Origin of the sequence: Acinetobacter chinensis (assembly GCF_002165375.2) — a bacterium.
GTDB lineage: Bacteria > Pseudomonadota > Gammaproteobacteria > Pseudomonadales > Moraxellaceae > Acinetobacter > Acinetobacter chinensis.
Genome location: NZ_CP032134.1, coordinates 1589308 through 1609323, shown reverse-complemented (window position 1 = coordinate 1609323; position 20016 = coordinate 1589308). Strand labels below are relative to the sequence as shown.

Annotated in this window: 21 protein-coding genes; 12 read left to right on the top strand and 9 right to left on the bottom strand. The window is 41.6% G+C overall.

The window, feature by feature from the left end:
• Positions 1-470: 470 nt before the first annotated feature.
• Both CDG60_RS08425 and rpiA read right to left on the bottom strand, forming a co-directional pair.
• Positions 471-1145 carry a YgjP family zinc-dependent metalloprotease gene (locus tag CDG60_RS08425; RefSeq protein ID WP_087511682.1) on the bottom strand — a complete coding sequence of 225 codons (675 nt, stop codon included), beginning with the start codon at positions 1143-1145 and terminating at the stop codon, positions 471-473.
• A 170-nt stretch (positions 1146-1315) separates the two neighbouring features.
• Entirely contained in the window at positions 1316-1987 is a 672-nt protein-coding gene (gene rpiA, locus CDG60_RS08420) for a ribose-5-phosphate isomerase RpiA (protein ID WP_087511681.1), read from the bottom strand.
• 115 nt (positions 1988-2102) lie between these two features.
• Between rpiA and ilvA the strand changes: the two genes are divergently transcribed.
• Entirely contained in the window at positions 2103-3641 is a 1539-nt protein-coding gene (gene ilvA / locus CDG60_RS08415; RefSeq protein WP_087511680.1) for a threonine ammonia-lyase, biosynthetic, read from the top strand.
• A 122-nt stretch (positions 3642-3763) separates the two neighbouring features.
• Positions 3764-4147, top strand: coding sequence for a hypothetical protein (locus CDG60_RS08410; RefSeq protein ID WP_087511679.1), 384 nt, complete (start codon positions 3764-3766; stop codon positions 4145-4147).
• A gap of 283 nt (positions 4148-4430) precedes the next feature.
• On the opposite strand, the gene CDG60_RS08405 is transcribed toward CDG60_RS08410, so the two are convergent.
• Positions 4431-4973, bottom strand: coding sequence for a hypothetical protein (locus CDG60_RS08405; RefSeq protein WP_087511678.1), 543 nt, complete (start codon positions 4971-4973; stop codon positions 4431-4433).
• 206 nt (positions 4974-5179) lie between these two features.
• Here CDG60_RS08405 and CDG60_RS08400 point away from each other — a divergent pair, with 206 nt between their 5' ends.
• A complete protein-coding gene (locus tag CDG60_RS08400; RefSeq protein WP_087511677.1) occupies positions 5180-5830 on the top strand; it encodes a potassium channel family protein in 651 nt (216 codons plus the stop codon).
• Between the two features lie 10 nt (positions 5831-5840).
• Entirely contained in the window at positions 5841-7193 is a 1353-nt protein-coding gene (locus CDG60_RS08395) for a TrkH family potassium uptake protein (RefSeq protein WP_087511676.1), read from the top strand.
• 84 nt (positions 7194-7277) lie between these two features.
• On the opposite strand, the gene CDG60_RS08390 is transcribed toward CDG60_RS08395, so the two are convergent.
• The 6 genes from CDG60_RS08390 to CDG60_RS08365 all read right to left on the bottom strand — a co-directional run bounded on the left by CDG60_RS08390 (position 7278) and on the right by CDG60_RS08365 (position 13804).
• The gene (locus CDG60_RS08390; protein WP_087511675.1) at positions 7278-8405 is read right to left on the bottom strand and encodes a phospholipase A; all 1128 of its coding nucleotides are present in this window, start codon (positions 8403-8405) and stop codon (positions 7278-7280) included.
• A 22-nt stretch (positions 8406-8427) separates the two neighbouring features.
• Positions 8428-11367 (bottom strand): insulinase family protein, encoded by a 2940-nt coding sequence (locus tag CDG60_RS08385; RefSeq protein ID WP_087511674.1) that lies wholly within the window; start codon positions 11365-11367, stop codon positions 8428-8430.
• Positions 11368-11513: 146 nt separating this feature from the next.
• Positions 11514-11735, bottom strand: a complete 222-nt coding sequence (locus CDG60_RS08380; RefSeq protein ID WP_087511673.1) for a hypothetical protein — start codon at positions 11733-11735, stop codon at positions 11514-11516.
• A gap of 177 nt (positions 11736-11912) precedes the next feature.
• Complete coding sequence (locus tag CDG60_RS08375; protein WP_087511672.1) at positions 11913-12686, bottom strand: COG4705 family protein; 774 nt, start codon at positions 12684-12686, stop codon at positions 11913-11915.
• A gap of 201 nt (positions 12687-12887) precedes the next feature.
• Complete coding sequence (locus CDG60_RS08370; protein ID WP_087511671.1) at positions 12888-13307, bottom strand: nucleotide triphosphate diphosphatase NUDT15; 420 nt, start codon at positions 13305-13307, stop codon at positions 12888-12890.
• A 47-nt stretch (positions 13308-13354) separates the two neighbouring features.
• On the bottom strand, positions 13355-13804 hold the full coding sequence (locus CDG60_RS08365; RefSeq protein ID WP_087511670.1) for a GNAT family N-acetyltransferase: 450 nt from the start codon (positions 13802-13804) through the stop codon (positions 13355-13357).
• A gap of 137 nt (positions 13805-13941) precedes the next feature.
• On the opposite strand from CDG60_RS08365, the gene CDG60_RS08360 reads away from it, so the two are divergent.
• From CDG60_RS08360 to CDG60_RS08325, 8 genes are all read left to right on the top strand, one after another.
• On the top strand, positions 13942-14946 hold the full coding sequence (locus tag CDG60_RS08360; RefSeq protein ID WP_087511669.1) for an adenosine kinase: 1005 nt from the start codon (positions 13942-13944) through the stop codon (positions 14944-14946).
• Positions 14947-14961: 15 nt separating this feature from the next.
• Positions 14962-15267 carry a Rieske (2Fe-2S) protein gene (locus tag CDG60_RS08355; protein WP_171405495.1) on the top strand — a complete coding sequence of 102 codons (306 nt, stop codon included), beginning with the start codon at positions 14962-14964 and terminating at the stop codon, positions 15265-15267.
• Positions 15268-15290: 23 nt separating this feature from the next.
• Positions 15291-15908, top strand: coding sequence for an OB-fold-containig protein (locus CDG60_RS08350; protein ID WP_087511667.1), 618 nt, complete (start codon positions 15291-15293; stop codon positions 15906-15908).
• Positions 15909-16572: 664 nt separating this feature from the next.
• Entirely contained in the window at positions 16573-16764 is a 192-nt protein-coding gene (gene cydP, locus CDG60_RS08345; protein WP_087511666.1) for a cytochrome oxidase putative small subunit CydP, read from the top strand.
• Positions 16764-18350 (top strand): cytochrome ubiquinol oxidase subunit I, encoded by a 1587-nt coding sequence (locus CDG60_RS08340; RefSeq protein ID WP_087511665.1) that lies wholly within the window; start codon positions 16764-16766, stop codon positions 18348-18350. The genes cydP and CDG60_RS08340 overlap by 1 nt, the downstream gene beginning before the upstream one ends.
• On the top strand, positions 18347-19492 hold the full coding sequence (cydB, locus tag CDG60_RS08335) for a cytochrome d ubiquinol oxidase subunit II (RefSeq protein ID WP_087511664.1): 1146 nt from the start codon (positions 18347-18349) through the stop codon (positions 19490-19492). The genes CDG60_RS08340 and cydB overlap by 4 nt, the downstream gene beginning before the upstream one ends.
• Before the next feature lie 23 nt (positions 19493-19515).
• Entirely contained in the window at positions 19516-19617 is a 102-nt protein-coding gene (cydX, locus tag CDG60_RS08330; RefSeq protein ID WP_087511731.1) for a cytochrome bd-I oxidase subunit CydX, read from the top strand.
• 3 nt (positions 19618-19620) lie between these two features.
• A complete protein-coding gene (locus CDG60_RS08325) occupies positions 19621-19917 on the top strand; it encodes a cyd operon YbgE family protein (protein ID WP_087511663.1) in 297 nt (98 codons plus the stop codon).
• Positions 19918-20016 lie beyond the last annotated feature (99 nt).

The following is a 20016-nucleotide window of genomic DNA, read 5'->3' as shown; positions in this document are numbered from 1 at the left end:
TTCTGATTTTCTGAACTGTTTTACCTGGGATTAAATTTTTATTTATGTTTTGTCTGTACTTAATCAATATTCAGTTTTATCACTTCAGATGATGAGGATACCTGGTCATATTTAAAGACTGGAATTGCTTAGGCTATTTTTCACAACATCCGGCACGCACGCCAAACTCTGTGATCTATAAAATTTCATTTCATGGTTAAAAAGCACAAAAAACAAGGCTTTCAAACAGATTAAAATTTGTTTATTATCATAAGTATATATTAAAAATCAAATCCACCTCATGCTTCCTGTTATTGCTGCTATCATTATCCTTTTTATTATTTATCATTACAGGCTATATCTTGCTGATGCATACTCAGCCGAGTATTTTCTCTTTTTGATCCTTGCTTTTATTGTATTCTGCCTGATCAGAAACAGTCGGTTTTTACACTGAAAAAACTCCTGAGAAAAACATACTCCACCTTATCAGATCAATGCCACCACCACGGCATCACACCACTTTTTAAAATTTTCCGATGATTTTTATAATCTAAATCATGCTTTTCAACTTCTGACCAGAATGCAGGACTGTGATCAAAATAACGTGTATGTGCCAGCTCATGTACACAGACATAGCGTGCAACAGCCTGATCACACAGTACTAAAGCACTGTTCAGCATAATATCATGGCGAGCTGTACAACTTCCCCATCGTGTTTTAGGCTGACGAACCGAACAGTCAGCAAACCTTAAACCGGTCTGATAACTCACCTGCTGTAAATAAACAGGTAAATGATATTTTGCATAAGCAATCACAAATGCTTTTAAATAACGTGCCGGTTCACGGTCACTGATGAAAAGCTGATGATTCTTTTCATCCAGTACATAAGAGTTTTTCTGAGTCTGATAAACAATCTGTAAAGGCTGTACTGAATTAAACAGCTTTAATGCCAAAGGCAGTTCTTTATCAAGCTGCCCTGCTTGTTCCTGCTGTTTTTGCCAGGTTTCAATCATCCATTGTTCAGACTGTTTTAAAAAATCCTGAATCTGACGTTTGGTGCAGAACTTAGGCACAGTTAATTTTATTTGAGTTAGTTCAACACGTAAGCGTAATCGAGTTGCTCGTGCATGATGGGTGATCTGAATTTCGGGGAGGTTTGGGGTCATTTTGTGCTTTTATTGAAATTTTTATAAAAACTCAGAAAATGGAACTTAAATCAGTTTTCAAAAAAGTATCGGGAGTCCCTTCTCCCTTGGGGAGAAGGCTAGGATGAGGGGCTTTAAAAAAATTACCTCTCCCTAACCCTCTCCTGAAAGGAGAGGGAACTTACAACAGATTAAACCGCTGTACGCTCTTCAATACCATTATCAGTCGCAACAACAGCAATATCCGCTTTATTAATGGCGAAAATACCATTACAGACCACACCTGGAATATCATTCAAGGTTTTTTCCAGCTCTAAAGCATTTAAAATATTCAGGTTATGTACATCCAGGATCACATTACCATTGTCAGTGACAACACCTTCACGATAAACAGGATCGCCACCTAAAGCTACAATTTTACGCGCCACAGCAGAACGTGCCATTGGGATCACTTCTACTGGAAGCGGGAAATCATGACCTAACTGCTCTACCCACTTAGAATCATCTACAATACATACAAACTTTTTCGCAATCGAAGCCACAATTTTTTCACGGGTCAAAGCAGCACCGCCACCTTTGATCATGTGCATGTGACGGTCAATTTCATCTGCGCCATCAACATAGGCATCCAGACCACCAACATGGTTCATATCTACCACTTCAATGCCAAGTTTTTTAAGACGTTGGGCAGTCGCTTCAGAACTTGCCACAGCCGCTTCAAGCTGTAACTCAGGTAAAAGCTCAATCAGGAAATTTACAGTACTGCCTGTACCCACTCCTAAAATGCCCCCTTTTGGTAAGTGTTTTAAAGCAGCTTGGGCTGCTGCTTGTTTTTTCTCATCCTGGGTTGCATAAAGGCTCATGACATCTCTCAATAAATATTCAATTTACTGCACATTTTGCATAATTTTAAAACGCAAAGGTACAGTGGTTTGTTACAATGGATGCTCATTTTAAACTGTTAGATGGAAAATTAACATGCTGTCTCGTTTGGTTCGACAAATATTACAGGCAACGGTCTATGACGTTGCGATCGAAACCCCACTCGAAGCAGCGCCACGAATTAGTGAAAAACTAAACAACAACATTCGCTTCAAACGCGAAGACTTACAACCTGTCTTTTCTTTCAAACTGCGCGGTGCATACAACCGTATCAGTCAATTACCGAAATCTCAGTTGGAACGTGGCGTTATTACTGCTTCTGCGGGTAACCATGCTCAGGGCGTGGCATTATCCGGTCAAAAGTTAGGTATTCGCGCCATTATTGTGATGCCCAAAACCACACCTGATATTAAAGTTCAGGCAGTAAAACGCTTAGGTGGTGAAGTTGTACTGCACGGCGACTCTTTTGATGTAGCCAATAAATACGCCATTCAACGTGCTGCTGACGAAGGCATGACCTTTATTCCACCGTATGATGATGAACTGGTGATGGCGGGTCAAGGTACCATTGCCAATGAAATTTTACGTCAATGGCGTGATGTTGATTATGTATTCGTTGCTGTCGGTGGTGGCGGTTTAATCGCAGGTGTCGCAGCTTACTTAGGTGATGTTGCACCACATGTTAAAGTCATTCCTGTGGAATATGACGAGTCTGCTTGTTTAAAAGCGGCATTTGAAGCCAATGAGCGCGTTATTCTTCCATCTGTTGGCTTATTTGCTGATGGTACGGCTGTTGCGCAAATCGGTGAAAAACCATTTGAAGTCATTCGCTTACAAAAATCTGATAACTCAGGACCAATCGTTGAACGTGACGTTGTACTGGTCAATACTGATGAAATCTGCGCTGCCATCAAAGATACTTATGATGAATGCCGCAGCATCGTTGAACCATCGGGTGCGATGGCTCTGGCAGGTATTAAAAAATATGTTGAAGAACACGGCTTAGAAAATAAAAATATGGTGTCAATTGTTTGTGGTGCAAACATGAACTTTGACCGTTTACGTTACATTGCTGAACGTACTGAACTCGGTGAGCGTAAAGAAGCGATTTTTGCAGTCACCATTCCTGAAGAAAAAGGTTCATTCCTGAACTTCTGCCGTGCTTTACAAGGTCGTAATATCACTGAATTTAACTACCGCGCAAGCAGTTCTTCAGCAGCTCAGGTTTTTGTGGGTATCAGCTTAAAAGCTGGTGAAAAAGAACGCCATGACATTCATGAGCTTCTCAAAGCACATTATGATGTTGATGATCTGTCTGATGACGAAGTTGCAAAACTGCATATCCGTTATCTGGTAGGTGGTCATGCAGACCTTGAAAATGAACGTCTGTTCCGTGTCGAATTCCCTGAACGTCCAGGTGCGTTACTGACATTCCTGGAGCGTCTGGGTCCAACACACAACATTACCCTGTTCCATTACCGTAACCACGGTGCTGCGGAAGGTCGTGTGCTGGTTGGCTTAGAGGCTGAAGATGCTCAGCAGAACCCAGATGGTCTGGTTGAAACACTGAAAAGCATCACTTATCCATATGTTGAAATCACCAATAACTTAGGCTATCAGCGTTTCCTGAAGTAAAGTTAAAATTATTGATCAATAAAAATAGCCTGTAACATTTACAGGCTATTTTTTAGTTTAGCTTAATTATAATCAAACCATAAAATCGAATAATCCATAAATTTCAAAAACCAGGATTCCACATGAAAAGTTGGGCTAAGTTTATTTTTATTCCTCTGATCAGTTATAGCCTTTTCAGTATAATCACAACACTTTTCGGTTTTCAGCCATCCATTGATTCCATCACATCAATCCTTGTACTTTTATTCTCTTTGATCGCACTGATCATCATTTTGCCATATGCGATGTTACGTCTCGCCCCCAAAGCCCCTTATCTCGCAACATTTTGTTATATGAGTGTATTATGGGGAATTTTTTGTGCTGTTCGATATTATTTTCTTCAGCAATCATTCGTTCAGGATATGCAGCCTTTCATCTGGAGTGGATTAGTGATCATGCTGCTGGCAATGGGTTTTTATTTCTTCTTTCAAGACCCACGTTTTAAAACACAATATCGCCGTGAATAGTGTAAAAAAATCAGAAAATGCATCTTCAGCCCAAGGTGCATCATGCATCATTCTGAGAAGCTAAACTTAACAAATTACCATCATCGTTTAATGTTTTATTAAACAGATCAACCCGTTGATTGAAGAATTTTTACTTTGGTACTGACACAGGCAACCTGATTAATTTAAAACCAAAAATAAACCACTGAAAAATACAATAAATATTCAATAATATCACTTTCTTCAGTTTCAATGACTGTAGAAACACTTTAGCTGCTCAAATAAAAAACCGACCATCTTAATTTCAAATCGTTCCTGAACAATCCAGTACAGCATAATGTTCAATTGAAATATCTTCTGATTTAAACTGCTTTTCAAAATGTTTAATGAACTTTTCAATCCGCACTTCATCATCAGGCACAACAATCCAGTAATAACTGTCTGCATATATCAGCAACATTTCATAGCCAATGGATTTGGCCGACTTTAAAATTTCTTCAAAAACCACATCATAAATCTGATCGTTTAAATTGTAATAATGACCAATGATCTGTTTATATTTTTCATAATGTTCCTGCAAAGGCTTCACTTTCTCAGCAATCACTGTCTGTATCAGTGCAGTGTTCACTCGCTTACACTGAAACACAGCACTTTGCTGAATACCGTTGTCCAGATAATCCAGTAAGTCAATCCGCATCAGATACAAGGGTTGTTGCTCACCACTTACCAGCTGTCCCCACACATAGAAATTTTCAAAACTGAACCGTTCTTTTTTTGGAGGTATTTTCTGATCCTGAAATTCAGGAAACCATTTCTGCATGATTTTATATATTTTTTTATCATCCATTTTTATTATTCCATGATCATTTTCTGAACTTTATAAGAATAAACAGCCATTATGTCATTCAGATGAAATCCTCTCTGCCTGAATATCCGTAAATTCACACTTTGCCAGCGAACAGGCTTCTAAAATCCCCACAAAAAAAGATATGATGAAGGCTGTGAAATAAGTCTGTCTGGATTCATTCAGACGTCATGATGAAAGGAAACTGAATGGCTCAATTTGCGGTTATTGGTCTTGGGAGTTTTGGTGCAACAGTTGCCACTGAACTTGCAGCATTGAATCACGATGTGATTGGAATAGACAGCAACAAAAAATTTGTGGAAAGCATTTCCGATACAATTACTCATGCGGTGATTGCAGATGCAACCGATGAGCGGGTTCTGGATGAACTGAATGTCAAAAACTGTGATGCTGTAGTGGTCGCTATTGGTGATGACATTGAAGCCAGTATTTTATGTGTGCTGCATTTGAAAAATCTGGGCATTGAAAAAATTATGGTGAAAGCCAAATCCAAAGCACACCATATGATACTTTCACACCTTGGGATTACTAAAATTATTCACCCAGAAGAAGATATGGGTATCCGGATTGCACAGTCATTGAGCTACCCTATGGTGCGTCGCTATATGGCACTGAACAATAACCGTTATATTGTAAAAGCTGAAATCACGACTACTTTAAAAGGTGCTCAGTTTCAGGCATTGATGGATAACAGTCCCGAAATCAAATCCCTCATGCTGCAACGTGGCTCACATGTGATTTACGAGATTGCACCAGGAACCATCCTTCAGGAAAAAGATATTCTGATCATTGAGGGACCTTTAGAGTCGCTCCGACAGCTTTCCTCACGTTTTTTATGATCAGATCATTATGAAACTATATAAAAAAGAACTGATTAACCGAACACATAACAGTATTAATTTAAGCCCTCCCAGCCTGCTTGCACTGGGATTTCTCAGTTTCATCATACTTGGAACAGTTCTGCTTAAACTGCCCTTTGCAAACTACGGGCATCTGAGCTGGATGGATGCCCTGTTTACCGCAACGTCAGCCGTGACCATCACCGGTTTGTCCGTTGTAAACCTGGGTGACTCTCTGACAGTTTTTGGCAAGATCGTCGTAATGGCTCTGATCCAGTGTGGCGGACTGGGTTTTATGACTTTTGCCATACTGGCCGCACTCAGTCTTTCGCCTAAAATTGGGCTGAAACAGCAGATGATGGCACAGGAAATTATTGGGCAGACCAGCTTATCCCGGGTTTCCTTTACCATAAAGGGGGTACTGTACTATTCCCTGTTTTTTGAAGCCATTGGCACAACGATTCTGACCATTGCCTGGATGCAGGAATACACTTTTCCCAAAGCCTTTTTTTATGCTGCTTTTTACAGCGTTTCTGCATTTAACAACGGTGGTTTTTCACTGTTTCCAAACAGTCTGATGAGTTTCTCAGGTCATTATTTCATTACATTCACCATCAGTATGCTTTATATCATTGGTGGGATTGGTTTTATTGTACTGATGGACATTAAACGAAACCGCAGCTGGAAAAAACTCAGTGCCAACAGTAAATTAATACTCTCAACAATTGCGGGACTGAATCTGTTTGCGTTTATTGTCATCTGGGCACTGGAAGCAGCCAATCCACATACACTCGCTTCCATGAGTATCGGAGATCAGGCACTGAATGCCTGGTTCCATGCAACCGTTCCGCGTTCATCCGGTTTTAACAGTATTGATGTTGGACAGATGAGTGATGCCGCTTCTTTGGTGACTATGCTGCTGATGTTTATTGGGGGCGGTTCTTTAAGTACCGCAGGCGGTATCAAAGTTGGGACATTTATTATTGTTGTGCTGAGTGTGATTACTTTTTTACGTCGTTCAGATGAAATCCGTGTTTTTAATCATTCAGTTTCAGAAAAAACCACTTTTAAAGCCCTGGCGGTAATTTCCATCACAAGTATGCTGATTTTTATTGGTTTTTTCAGTTTATTATTACTGGAACCAAAACATAGATTTTTAGATCTGATGTTTGAAGCCGTTTCTGCCGCCTGTACGGTTGGGCTTTCCCGTGGAATTACAGGTGATTTACAGCCTGCAAGCCTGGTGATTCTGATGTTGTTGATGTTTGCAGGTCGACTGGGACCACTGACCTTAGCTTATCTGATTGCAACACCAAGAAAGAGCCGCTTAAAGCACCCTCAGACTGACATTCAGATTGGATAATCTTCCTGAGACTCAAAACATTCTGGGCAATAAAAAACCACAGTCAATGTGGTTTTTTATTGATAAAACTACTGATCAACCGACTTAGAACCAGTTCATCAAAGAAACACCCAAGCCCACATAAGTTGCTCGATGATTGTAATCAATCAGGCTTTCACCATAACCATCAAACAGCTGGAAATGCCCACGAAGTTTACCGCTGATTGGGAATGCCCAGTCAAACTGAGCTGCACCATGAGCATCATCCCCACCTTTTAATGAATGTCTGAGCATTAATGAAAACTCATGCTCATTCCACCGATAAAAGGCGGTCATGTCACCACGACCCACATAATCTTTGATGTCTGGGTTGTTGTCGTCTTTGAAATCTTCTTCCATGCGATACCAGGGTCTCAGCATTAAAGCAAAATTATTACGCTCAAAGCCCAGATTCAGCATAACCCTGTTCCAGCTGCGTGAAAGCGGATCTGAACGACCATTGGACTGATGGTTTAAAGTCAGTCCAAGCAGACGGGCATTTAAGCCTAAGACTTCGTAATTGGTTCTGAATACCAGGCTCGCTTCAGGCTCATAATTTGTTTCGCGAAACGGTCTGGATTCATCCGAGTTATAAACCTGCCAGCGTGAAGACTGTGTATAGCCAACCCAGACATCGCCATTATTACCAAAAAGATTTTCAACCGCTTTGGTTTTCAGGGACAGCTGGAATTTAGCTTCCATAGATTTCAGATTTTGCTCCTGATCAACCGTGTTGGTTGGATTAGGACTATGAGGTAACTCATTTTTATCATTGGTCCAGAATGCAGGAAGCAAATAAACTGGCTGATAAGCTCGAATATTCCAGGTTCCCAGCTTACTTTCAGGAGAAAGCTCCCACCGCTTGTCCAGCAGTGAAGTATTCGGATCAATTTTCGGTCCTTCAACTGCAAAAAGATTGTCCACACCATGGCGGATTTTTTCCTTCACCGTTTCAGGCTGCGTCGGTGCAGGTTTGATATCCAATGCAGCTTCGCGCTCCGAAACAAGCTGTGGGCGTATCGGATCTGGTACTTTAAACAGCGCATCGTAACAAGCCAGGCGATCTGGATTTGAATCCAAAGCAGCACAGGCTGCAGCACTTGCAGGCTGCTCCTGTGCATAAGCAGTTGATGCTGTACCGAGTAAACAGATACTCAGATTTAAAGCAGTACGTCCAAAACGGGTGAATGCCATGGTGGAATCCTTGGTTTTTGTTTTAATTGACCTGTTTGATTTCAAAACCAAGTGCCGCCAGTTCTTCACGTCTGGCAAATGGCGCAACAACAGATTTACATGGTGTCTGTTTCAGTAAATAGACATCAGCAACCCGTTTTAAATCTTCAAGCGTAACTGAAAGCAATCTTTCACGAAGCTGATTTCTGAACGCAGGTGTACGTGAATGCAATAATGCATAGCAAGCTGTAATCGCTTCACCGGCTGGAGAACCTGGTTTATCCATACTTGCAATTAAACCCAGAATCGCTTCTTCAAGCTGATAATCCTGCTGTTCAGTATTTAACAGCCACTGTACACTGGCTTCAAAATCTTTAAACGTTTCTGCCATACGGGGATCGCGATAGCTGTAGAAACGGAAAGAACATGCATTTCCATCATAGCTTGCACCACCACCATAAGCGCCACCTTTTTCACGGATCGCACTGTGCAGATATCCGTTACGCAGATAAGCTGCCAGCACCATCAATGCCGCAGAATCAGGGTGAGAAACTTCCACTGCCGGATATGCTGATGCACAGAACTGAACATTGGTCTGAATCAGCCATGCTTCATCTTTATCTGTATTTTCTGTCTGAACTGCCAGTAACTGAGGCTGTTCTTTTAGAATATCGACTTTATCCCATACATTCTGAACTTCCTCAACCAGCTGTTCAGACATCTGTTCTTCACACACCAGCAGAAACTGTTTCTGTGCCTGAAGCAGTTTCAGATGCACTGCTTTCAGCTCATTGATCAGAGCGTCATAAGCTGTTTCATCATTTTCAACTGAAGACACCAGTGTGCTCATCCAGTTCAGTGCACCCAGACCTGTATTCTGATAATCACGCTGTGCCAGTGCACTGTGATTACGTGAAGCAACCTGCATCGCATAGCTGTGACCAGACCCTGAAATACGGGACTGCCAACGTGTTTTACGCTGTTGCAGCAGCTCTATGATTCGATCTTTTTCATCAAAACGCAGTTTCTCAAAGGTCAGTTTAAGCAAACGGATTGCTTCAAAATTATTCACCAGTGATTTGGTGGTCAGTGTCATCCACGCACTGATCTGACCTTTGTCATCCACACGTGAACGTAATGAAGCTCCCATTCCCAGACCACCACTGACAGCGGTCTGAAGCTGTTGCAGTTCAAGATAGTTATACTCACCTGCGCCTACTTCACCAAACAGAATGGAAAGCAGATTGAAATAGGGTGACTGCACCACTTCCTGAGGAATTTTAATCAACACCTGCTGATAATAAATACCGTTGGTTCCAGCATGGTACAGATTTAAAGGCATATCCATGCTGTTACTGATAATTTCACGCAACTGCCCCTGTACAATCTGAAGCGCAGCCGGTACATCTTCAAGTCCAACCTTTGGTAACAGATTCATGTCATCAGGGGTATCCTGACGGATTTTCAGAGCTTCAGTCTGAGCCTGGATTTCAGCCTTATCTGCTTCTGTCAGTTTCTCACCAATCGCTGCAAGACGGGCTTTTTCTTCCTCTGCATCTTTTACAGATTTTGTTGCATCAGGGACCAGTGTCATCTGTACACGGTGTGGGTTGTCAATCAGATGCTCTTTGATCAGGCTGGACAGCCACATCGGATCTTTCAGCTCTTCTTTGACTTCTGCAATTGCAGTATCCACATCCCATACATGAACCGGATCATTGTGGTGAATTGTACTCGCCAGACCATTTAAAATCAGTGTCAGTCCATAAGGTGTACCATCACCATTGATTTCACGCTGATGCAGTTCGATCTGATGCAGAATTGCATCAATCATTTCGGCATCAACCGGTTTTGAAGCCACATCTTCCAGAATTTTAAACACGCCGTTTTTAAATTCCTGAGCATGTTCTGGATTTGAACCCTGAACACCACAGAAGAATGTCATTTCATAGTTGGAATCATCCACACCCAGGATTGGACCCGTAGACTGTGCATAGCCACAGGTTTCAAGGTACTGACGTAATGGTGATGCTGAATCCTCCAGCAGAATACCTTCCACCAGGCGCATGCCCAGACGGAGTTTGATATCACTTGCCTGCGGTAACAGCCACGAAATAATATGATAGGTCTTATCTGTTAAATCTTCAGCATCCACCGCATAGCTTTCTGTCACTTCAAGTGGTGCTGTCAGACGCTGTTCAGCTTTGGAGTAAAGTGTTTCACCTTTTTCAAAACGGGACAATGCCAGCGTTTCAAACTGCTCCTGCAGATGATATGCCGTCTGATTACCAAACGTCATGAACACCGCATTACTTGGATGATAATGCGACTTATAGAAAGCCACTAACTCATCGTAAGTTAAATCAGGAATATCTTTTGGATCACCACCTGAGTTGTAGTGATACGTCGTTTTCGGAAACAGATGATGAGCTAGCTGATGATACAGCTGATCTGAAGGAGAACTCATCGCCCCTTTCATTTCATTGAACACCACACCTTTATAAACCGGTTCACCATTTTCAAGCTCAATACGGATACCTTCCTGAGCAAAATCCAGAGGATTCAGGTTGGCTGCAAAAGCGGCATCCATATACACTTCAAGTAAGTTCTGGAAGTCTTTTTTATTCTGTGTCGCAAATGGATAGGCTGTCCAGTCCGCTGCGGTAAACGCATTCATAAATGTATTCAATGAACGACGGATCATTAAGAAGAATGGGTCACGTACAGGGAATTTTTCTGAACCACACAATGCCGTGTGTTCAAGAATATGTGCCTCACCTTTGGAATCCATAGGCTGAGTACGGAATGCAACCAGAAAAACATTTTCATCATGTTCTGTTGCTAAATGGTAGTGCATTGCACCAGTCACTTTATGTTTATATTCAGACACTGAAATGTCTAAAGCTTCTACATGGTGTTGACGTACCAGCTGAAACGCAGGATGTACAGTTTGGGCTAAGGTTTCAGTGACATCTACAGTCATGCGATCTCCAGTAATTTGATACTTTTCTATAGGCTTCAAGTATAACCCAAACTCAGACAAATGCGATTCATTCCTGGTATTAATTCAGATCTTAACCGTTGGATTTAGCGATTGTTTATATCGGTCATTTTTTGATGATAAACAGATTATTTTTCTTGCTGATATTTTGAAGAATTCTCACGGATACATGCTTTTAACTGTTCTGCATTCATGTCTTCGATGGCAACCAGTGCATCATATAAAAACTGCGGATCATCATTCACTGTTCCTTCCAGTCGCAGATCAATCCGAACCTGAATACCATATTCAGCAATTTCGAACAGCTCGTCTTCACCTAAACGCTCCAGAATTTCGTTCTGATCTGTCATCGTGGTTTCTTTTATTTAGTGAAAACCCATCATTAGCATGGTCATGGCAAAAACAATATTCAGTTTTGTAACCCCAGAAAACACTGAGCAGATATTCAGCAATAAAAAAGTGATGGTCAAAATCAGTGACCATCACCGTCAAACGAAGTTCAGAAGTTTTGAGTTAAGGCTTTCTGATCAATGACTTTTAGCTTCTGCAACTTTTTGTCCATTGACCCGACCGGAGATATAAATACAGATCAGAATTGCAATCATCAATACAGCCGAAGCAGCAAACCGACTCAATGCCAGACCACCGTGATCAATCGGTTTATCAAGAAAGTCGCCGACTACGGCACCTAAAGGACGTGTTAAAACAAATGCTGTCCAGAACAACAGAACACGCGATGTTCTGGTAAAGAAATACAATACAGTCACAATCAACAGCAACACTACATACAGCATGATTCCGCCTGTATAGCCCAGCCCTCCTGTATCGGATGACCAGTCCCCTAATGCCGTACCCAGTGTCTGTGAAAATGTAATAGTGATCCAGTAAAACAGCTCTGCCCTGGGCTTTTGAATATGTGGAGAAATTGAGCCTTCAACCCTATACCAGCTGTATAGTGATAACAGTACCAGGCTGAGTAATAAGCTACTCCCTCCGAGATAACCAATCCCAAGAGAACGATCGACAAAATCGGCTAAAGTCGTACCAACGGTGGTACTGGCGATAATCGTGAACCAATATAAATAGGGGCGATATGTTTCTGCACGAATCTGGAAAATGACAAAGGCAATAAATACAAAGGCAAAAATAAAGGTACTGACCAGATATCCTAAATTCAGTGACATTGAAACAGCGTCACCTGCCGTTTCACCGAATGTCGTTGCAAAGATTTTAGTAATCCAGAATAACAGCGTTACTTGCGGAACTTTAGACAGCAGTTCATTTAAATCATTTTGCTTCATGGCTTAGATCAGCAATCATTTCAATGAAGCTATATTTACCGACCAGACTTAAAGCAAAATTAAACCGTGACAATCATCACAAATATATTGAGAAATAGAATGCTGTATAGAAGTAATACAAAGTGGTGAATTTCTTAGGCTGTTTTTAACAGATTATTTTAATGGATAGACAGCAAACTGTTTATTTACCGTTTGCTGCATCTAGTACTGCAACATAGCTTCAGTTTCCGGAAATAAAGGACATGGCAATTCATTTAAATCAAACCACTGCCATGACTCAAAGATATGTGGTTCTGTGACTTTTAAATCCGCTTTTATTTCATCTGATTGCAGTTGAATATACAGCCCTGTGGTCATATTCACGCGTGGATTTTCACGATTGAGGAGCACTATAAATGGTTTAAGTAAATCAGAACTCAGACTTAGATGTGTCTCTTCGAATATTTCACGTGCTGCTGACTGCTCCAGACTTTCCTGTGCGTCAATTTTACCACCGGGAAAACACCATGATGGTGTCTCACCGGATTTAATGCGGTGCCCCAGCAACACGCGGTTTTCACAATCCAGAATCATGATACCCACACCTATAATCGGGAATAAAACACTGGATTCATTCATCATGATTTCATATCTCAAAACATTTGACGATCGGGACTGAAAATTTTTACCTAAACCAGATATTTAAAATAGTTGTAGTTCGGATGATTTTCGACAAATACATAGTTCTGTTTCTGATAAAAATGTGCTGCAGATTTGATTTCAGTATTCAGACACAATGCAGAGAAATCTTTTCGGGCTTTTTGTTCCAGATGCTGTAACAGCTGCTTACCCACACCATGTTTACGGTATTCAGGAAGTACATAAAAACGGCGGACGCGACCGATACGGTTTTCCACATCATTTTCATTCCACTGCTGATTCAGACCACCACATGCGATCAGTTTATGATCATCATAAACAAAAAGTAAAAATTCGCCGTGCTGATCAAAACGGTTTTTACCACTTTTGAATTCTTCAATCAGTCTTTCTACAAAATTAAAGCCTTCTTTGGTTGCCTGTTGTGCAAGCTCACCAATCTGTCCTGGCAATTCCTCTGCTGTTTTGATCTCAATATTCATCTAAAATCCTTGAACCCTGTATTCGCCATATTTTCCACAAAAACACTTAAGCATATATTGAATTTTATTCACAAATCTACAGCAATACTGAGCATTGGTGTAAACTAAATGCTTTATTTTGAAATGTGAACGGAAACATGGCAACTGTTGATCTTTTTGCAATTGGCAATGCGCTGATTGACCAGGAATTTAAAGTATCTGATGACTTCCTACTTCAACAAAACCTGCAAAAAGGGACCATGCAACTGACTGATGGTGACAGTCAGGCTCATTTATATAACAAACTCAAAGAAACACAACTATACAAAGGTCAGGCTTCAGGTGGATCTGCTGCAAATACTACAGTTGCATTCACTGCTCTGGGTGGAACTGCATTTTATGGTTGCCGTGTAGGCAATGATGATCTGGGAAAAATTTACCTGGACGGCTTAAATGACGCAGGCATTCAGACTGCTGAAAAATCTGTAAGCGAAGGTGTAACAGGAACCTGCATGGTACTGGTCAGCCCTGATTCTGAACGGACGATGCATACCTATCTTGGCATTACAGCTGAACTGACAGATCAGCAGATTGATTTCACAGCATTGAAAACAGCTGAGTGGCTGTATATTGAAGGTTATCTGTCCACCAGCGACTCAGCTCGCCAGGCTGTCAAACAGGCTCGCCAGATTGCCCGTGAAAACAACGTAAAAATTGCGCTGACACTTTCAGACCCTGCTATGGTTCAGTATGCACGCGCAGGACTGGATGAACTGCTCGATGATGGTGTGGATTTACTGTTCTGTAATCAGCAGGAAGCGCTGATGTACACAGAATCTGACAACATTGAACAGGCTTTAGCTAAATTGCAGCTAAAAAGTAAATACACTGTCATTACATTAAGTTCAGAAGGTGCATTAATTTCTGATACAGAACACAGCTTTCAGGTTCCTGGTCGTCAGGTGACTGCTGTAGATGCAAATGGTGCAGGTGATGCTTTTGCAGGTGCTTTCCTCTATGCTCTGAATCAGGGCGAAAGCCTGAAAGCTGCCGCAGAACTGGCGGTACTTATTTCCAGTGAAGTTGTTTCACAGTTTGGTCCCCGACTTGATATAAAATCATACGCAACACTGTTGGAAAATTTTCAAAAGGAATGCGCATAAATGAATAGAATTGCAATGATGGAAGAAATTCCAGAGCGTGAAGCCCGCGCCTTTGACACAGATGATGGCAGAACAATTTTCATCACGCAGCGTGATGGTGCATTTTTTGCCTACAACAATGTCTGCCCACACCTGCAGACTGAACTTGAATTTCTGGAAAATCAGTTCCTTGACCGTGATGGTGAATACATCGAGTGTTCAACTCACGGAGCGCTGTTCAATGTGGAGTCAGGTGAATGCATTTCAGGTCCCTGCCTGGGCGAGTCTCTTGAAAAGGTTGAAATAACCGTGCATTCTGATGGCGGTATTTACCTGACCTAAGAAAAACAACTGGATTTGACACCATGCTGGATTTTTTCAACAATCACGACTTAATGCCGTTTCATTTAAGCCTGATACTTCTTGTTGTACTCAGCATGGTGGAAACCATTGGTTATTATTTTAAAGCTCAGCCCAGTAAGATTTTCAACCGGCTTTTCCCTGGTGAAATTGTCAGCTCCCCTTTGCTGAATGTTAAATTTTCCAAAACTCTGATTCTTGTCTTTCTGTTAATGAATTTCAGCTTTGCAGGTTACTTTTTAGAGTTCCTGGTCTTTTCTCAGAAACAGCACTTTATCTCCTCCTATTACCTGATTTTACCTGCCCTGATTATTGCGATCTTCTTTACTGTATTTATGATTCATTGTCTGGATCAGGTGATCAAACCGGATCAGATTCATAAACAGGCTGATCTCCTGGGGCGTCTGGCGACCATTTCCAGTGGAAATGCCCGCCCTGGTTTCTCCGCTCAGGCTCGTGTGCGGGATGAGTTTGGTCAGTTGCACTATGTCCAGGTCGAACCTGAATTTGGTGAACTGGAGTTTCAGGCTCAGATTATCCTGATACGCCAGAGAAAATCACACTACATTGCTAAGCGGATCTCAAGATCCAACTCACTTTTTCAAAGCGACAGTCTGCTTTGATCTGATCAATCCATCAGATTGCATCTGTTTATACGCACATGTCCCATTTGCTTTAAATGACATAAAGTAGAGCTGAATGCTTTTCTCAGGCATATCACTCCGCCTGAGCAATAACAGCGAAGTTACAGAACAGAATCAGAAGCCCTCTTCAATACACTTTATAAATCAATCAGAACAAGTCTCACAGCCCGACAGCGGCTCATACATTGTATCCAGATCATGCTGAGTGCCACTCAACAGAAGATACTGATCAGTAAAGACTGGATAGCACTGAACCCTATTTTCAATCCATCAGCCTAAGCCGCCTATATCAGTTTCAATATTTTTTAGATCTCACTCATATTCTGTACCCAAGCCGTTTAACGGGTTTTAATCCATTAATTCCGACTAAAACAATCCACTTTAAAACACAATACCAACCAAAAAAGTTAAGTTTAAAATAAGAAATCACAAGTATTTTAGTCAGAATTATTTTATATAAATACAACTGTTTTAGTCAGAAAATAATAGTTAATTTTTAGTTTATTTTTTAACTTGAAATCTAAACAAATAATTGTTTTTTATGTATTTAATAATATATTTTTATTTTAAGTGTATTAGCTATTTCCTTTTTGTATGAATTTGTTTAATAATATCTCATAAGTTTTAAAATAGGCTTGTCTACATGAGCTTAATACCCAAAGATTTAAACCGTCGCTTCATTCGTGAAATAACAGTCATTTTAATTATTAAGGTTGTTATTTTACTGACGATCAAACATATCTGGTTCGACGCGCCCACTATTCCCAAAAATTTTGATAACCAAGTTGCTGAGCGTATTGCCGGCAGTCCTTCCCAAATCAAGGAGACACGTTGATGATTTCTGAAAGCGTGGTCGATCTCTCGCGGTTCCAGTTCGCTATGACCGCGATGTATCACTTTATTTTTGTTCCACTGACTTTAGGTCTTGCCTTTATTCTTGCCATCATGGAAACCACATACGTGATTTCAGGCAAAGAAATCTATAAAGACATGACTAAATTCTGGGGAAAACTTTTCGGTATTAACTTCGCTTTAGGTGTTACTACCGGTTTGACCATGGAATTCCAGTTCGGTACCAACTGGGCATATTACTCACATTATGTCGGTGATATTTTCGGAGCTCCCCTGGCAATTGAAGGCCTGATGGCATTCTTCCTTGAGTCCACCTTTATTGGTCTGTTTTTCTTTGGTTGGGATCGCTTATCCAAAGTCCAGCATCTTGCAGTAACGTGGCTGGTGGCACTCGGCTCAAACATGTCTGCTTTATGGATTCTGGTTGCAAACGGCTGGATGCAGAACCCTGTTGGATCAAAGTTCAACTATGAAACCATGCGTATGGAAATGGTGGACTTTGGTGCACTGATTTTCAACCCTGTCGCACAGGTTAAGTTTGTACACACTGTTTCTGCAGGTTATGTCACAGGTGCAATTTTCGTCCTTGCAATTTCCAGCTTCTATCTGCTGAAAAAACGTGATGTTCCTTTTGCACGCCGCTCTTTTGCTATCGCAGCAATTTTTGGTCTTGCATCTACATTATCCGTCATTTTACTCGGTGATGAATCAGGTTATGAAATTGGTGACGTTCAGAAAACCAAACTGGCTGCAATTGAAGCTGAATGGGATACACATCCTGCTCCAGCGGCATTTACACTGTTCGGTGTTCCTAACGAAGAAACCATGACAACTGATTATGCAGTCAAAATTCCTTATGTGATGGGTCTGATTGCAACGCGTTCAACTGACACTCAGGTTATGGGTATCAAGGATCTCATTTCAGAACACGAAGGTCGTATCCGTAACGGTATGGTTGCATACTCACAGCTGGAAAAACTGCGTGCCGGTGATACATCAGCTGAACTGAAAGCTGCATTTGAAGAATCTCAGAAAGACCTCGGATACGGCTTACTGCTGAAGAAATATACGCCGAATGTTGTAGATGCTACTGATGCTCACATCAAATCTGCTGCAAAGGACACCATTCCGCATGTTCCAAGTCTGTTCTGGGCATTCCGTGCAATGGTTGCTTCAGGCTTCCTCATGTTGCTTCTGTTCATTATTGCAACTGTTGCTGTGGCAAAACGTAATGCAGAAAACAAACCGTGGTTACTTAAATTTGCGCTGTTCTCTTTACCGTTACCGTGGGTTGCTGCACAGACAGGCTGGTACGTTGCAGAAGTTGGTCGTCAGCCTTGGACTATCGGTGAAGTTCTGCCTACACACCTTTCAGCATCAAGCTTAAGTACTGGTGATGTGATGGGCTCTATTGCTGCCCTGGCAACTTTCTATACTGTTCTGCTGATTATTGAAATGTACCTGATGATTAAATTCTCTCGTCTGGGTCCAAGTTCACTGCATACCGGTAAATATCATTTCGAAAAACTTGAAGCACAAAACAATGCGACTGAGGAGGCTCAATCATGATCGAATATGAACTTCTCAAAATTATCTGGTGGGTACTTGTTGGCGTACTGCTGATTGGTTTTGCTCTGACCGATGGTTTCGATATGGGCTCGATGGCAATCATGCCATTCGTTGGAAAAAATGACGAAGAACGCCGTGCAGCAATCAACACGATTGCTCCACACTGGGACGGTAACCAGGTCTGGTTTATTACCGCTGGTGGCGCACTGTTCGCAGCATGGCCAATGGTTTATGCAACTGCATTCTCAGGCATGTACTGGGCACTGTTACTGGTCTTGTTTGCCCTCTTCCTCAGACCTGTAGGCTTTGACTACCGCTCCAAACTTGAAAATACGAAATGGCGTACTTCATGGGACTGGGGTCTGTGTGTCGGTGGTGCTGTACCTGCACTGGTTTTCGGTGTTGCATTCGGAAACATGTTCCTGGGTGTTCCGTTTACCCTGGATGAAACAGTCCGCTCACATTACACAGGCAGTTTCTTTGCCCTGCTCAACCCGTTTGCGCTCATTTGCGGTATTGTCAGCCTGTCCATGCTATGTGCTCATGGTGGTGCATGGTTAATGCTTCGTACTGATGGTGATCTTCGTCAACGCTCAGCAAAAGCAACTCAGATCATGGGTATTGTTTTCCTGGTCTGCTTCCTTGCGGCAGGTGCATGGCTCTATTTTGGCAATATCCAGGGATACACACTGGTTACTCCATTTGACACCAATGGTGCTGCCAACCCATTTGCAAAACAGGTATTAACTGATGCAAACCCAGGCTGGATGAACAACTACACTACTTACCCTGTAACAATCATTGCACCTGTTATGGCAATTCTGGGCGCACTGATCATTATTCTTGCAGGTGGTAAAAATAAAGCAGGTCTTGCTTTCACTGGCAGTAGCCTGGCAGTGACCGGTGCAATTCTGACTGCAGGTTTTGCCCTGTTCCCATTCCTGATGCCATCAAGCATCAACCCTGTTGTAAGTCTGACTATGTGGGATGCTGTTTCCAGTAAAAATACACTGGTTGTAATGACTGTTGCGGCATGTATTTTCGTTCCACTCATTCTACTGTACACAACATGGTGCTACTATAAAATGTGGGGCGTTATTACTAAAAAACATATTCAGGAAAATACGCATAGCCTGTACTAAGGGCTATGCACGGAGAACGTATTATGTGGTATTTCGCTTGGATTCTCGGTATTTTGATGGCATGTTTCGCAGGTGTACTCAGCGCACTGTATATTGAACATCATCATGATATGGATGAGGAATAAAAGATGACTGAAGCAGCAATGAACCAGGAAACAAAATCGCCAAATAAAATAGCAATGGCCATCTCTTTTCTGTTGGCATTGCCACTTGCAGCTGTCTTACTGGTACACCCGGCAGCAATGCTGGATGCCAATGGTGCATACAGCCACCGTGCAATGATGCTGATCATGATAGGAATATCTGGAGGCTTTATACACGGTGTAGGTTTTATACCCCGTTTCAGTCTATGGAAATGGTTATTCAGTCCTTTGGTTTCATGGCCTTTGATGATCTGGGGCTATTACACCTGGTTTTTAAGTTAAGTGCTGTTAATCACTTAAAATGAAAACTGAAAATAAAGGGCGCATTTTTATGTGCCCTTTATTTTTCATAAATAAAAAAGCACCCTTCATCTTAAATTG

Bases quoted from the DNA above. Each gene is read 5' to 3' on its own strand.
- CDG60_RS08380 (WP_087511673.1), bottom strand. From the start codon at position 11,735: ATGACAGATCAGAACGAAATTCTGGAGCGTTTAGGTGAAGACGAGCTG.
- CDG60_RS08325 (WP_087511663.1), top strand. From the start codon at position 19,621: ATGACTGAAGCAGCAATGAACCAGGAAACAAAATCGCCAAATAAAATA.
- rpiA (WP_087511681.1), bottom strand. From the start codon at position 1,987: ATGAGCCTTTATGCAACCCAGGATGAGAAAAAACAAGCAGCAGCCCAA.
- CDG60_RS08350 (WP_087511667.1), top strand. From the start codon at position 15,291: ATGCTGGATTTTTTCAACAATCACGACTTAATGCCGTTTCATTTAAGC.
- CDG60_RS08365 (WP_087511670.1), bottom strand. From the start codon at position 13,804: ATGAATATTGAGATCAAAACAGCAGAGGAATTGCCAGGACAGATTGGT.
- CDG60_RS08410 (WP_087511679.1), top strand. From the start codon at position 3,764: ATGAAAAGTTGGGCTAAGTTTATTTTTATTCCTCTGATCAGTTATAGC.
- CDG60_RS08375 (WP_087511672.1), bottom strand. From the start codon at position 12,686: ATGAAGCAAAATGATTTAAATGAACTGCTGTCTAAAGTTCCGCAAGTA.
- cydB (WP_087511664.1), top strand. From the start codon at position 18,347: ATGATCGAATATGAACTTCTCAAAATTATCTGGTGGGTACTTGTTGGC.
- CDG60_RS08425 (WP_087511682.1), bottom strand. From the start codon at position 1,145: ATGACCCCAAACCTCCCCGAAATTCAGATCACCCATCATGCACGAGCA.
- CDG60_RS08400 (WP_087511677.1), top strand. From the start codon at position 5,180: ATGGCTCAATTTGCGGTTATTGGTCTTGGGAGTTTTGGTGCAACAGTT.
- CDG60_RS08405 (WP_087511678.1), bottom strand. From the start codon at position 4,973: ATGGATGATAAAAAAATATATAAAATCATGCAGAAATGGTTTCCTGAA.
- CDG60_RS08390 (WP_087511675.1), bottom strand. From the start codon at position 8,405: ATGGCATTCACCCGTTTTGGACGTACTGCTTTAAATCTGAGTATCTGT.
- CDG60_RS08395 (WP_087511676.1), top strand. From the start codon at position 5,841: ATGAAACTATATAAAAAAGAACTGATTAACCGAACACATAACAGTATT.
- CDG60_RS08370 (WP_087511671.1), bottom strand. From the start codon at position 13,307: ATGATGAATGAATCCAGTGTTTTATTCCCGATTATAGGTGTGGGTATC.
- CDG60_RS08355 (WP_171405495.1), top strand. From the start codon at position 14,962: ATGATGGAAGAAATTCCAGAGCGTGAAGCCCGCGCCTTTGACACAGAT.
- CDG60_RS08385 (WP_087511674.1), bottom strand. From the start codon at position 11,367: ATGACTGTAGATGTCACTGAAACCTTAGCCCAAACTGTACATCCTGCG.
- ilvA (WP_087511680.1), top strand. From the start codon at position 2,103: ATGCTGTCTCGTTTGGTTCGACAAATATTACAGGCAACGGTCTATGAC.
- CDG60_RS08340 (WP_087511665.1), top strand. From the start codon at position 16,764: ATGATTTCTGAAAGCGTGGTCGATCTCTCGCGGTTCCAGTTCGCTATG.
- CDG60_RS08360 (WP_087511669.1), top strand. From the start codon at position 13,942: ATGGCAACTGTTGATCTTTTTGCAATTGGCAATGCGCTGATTGACCAG.
- cydP (WP_087511666.1), top strand. From the start codon at position 16,573: ATGAGCTTAATACCCAAAGATTTAAACCGTCGCTTCATTCGTGAAATA.
- cydX (WP_087511731.1), top strand. From the start codon at position 19,516: ATGTGGTATTTCGCTTGGATTCTCGGTATTTTGATGGCATGTTTCGCA.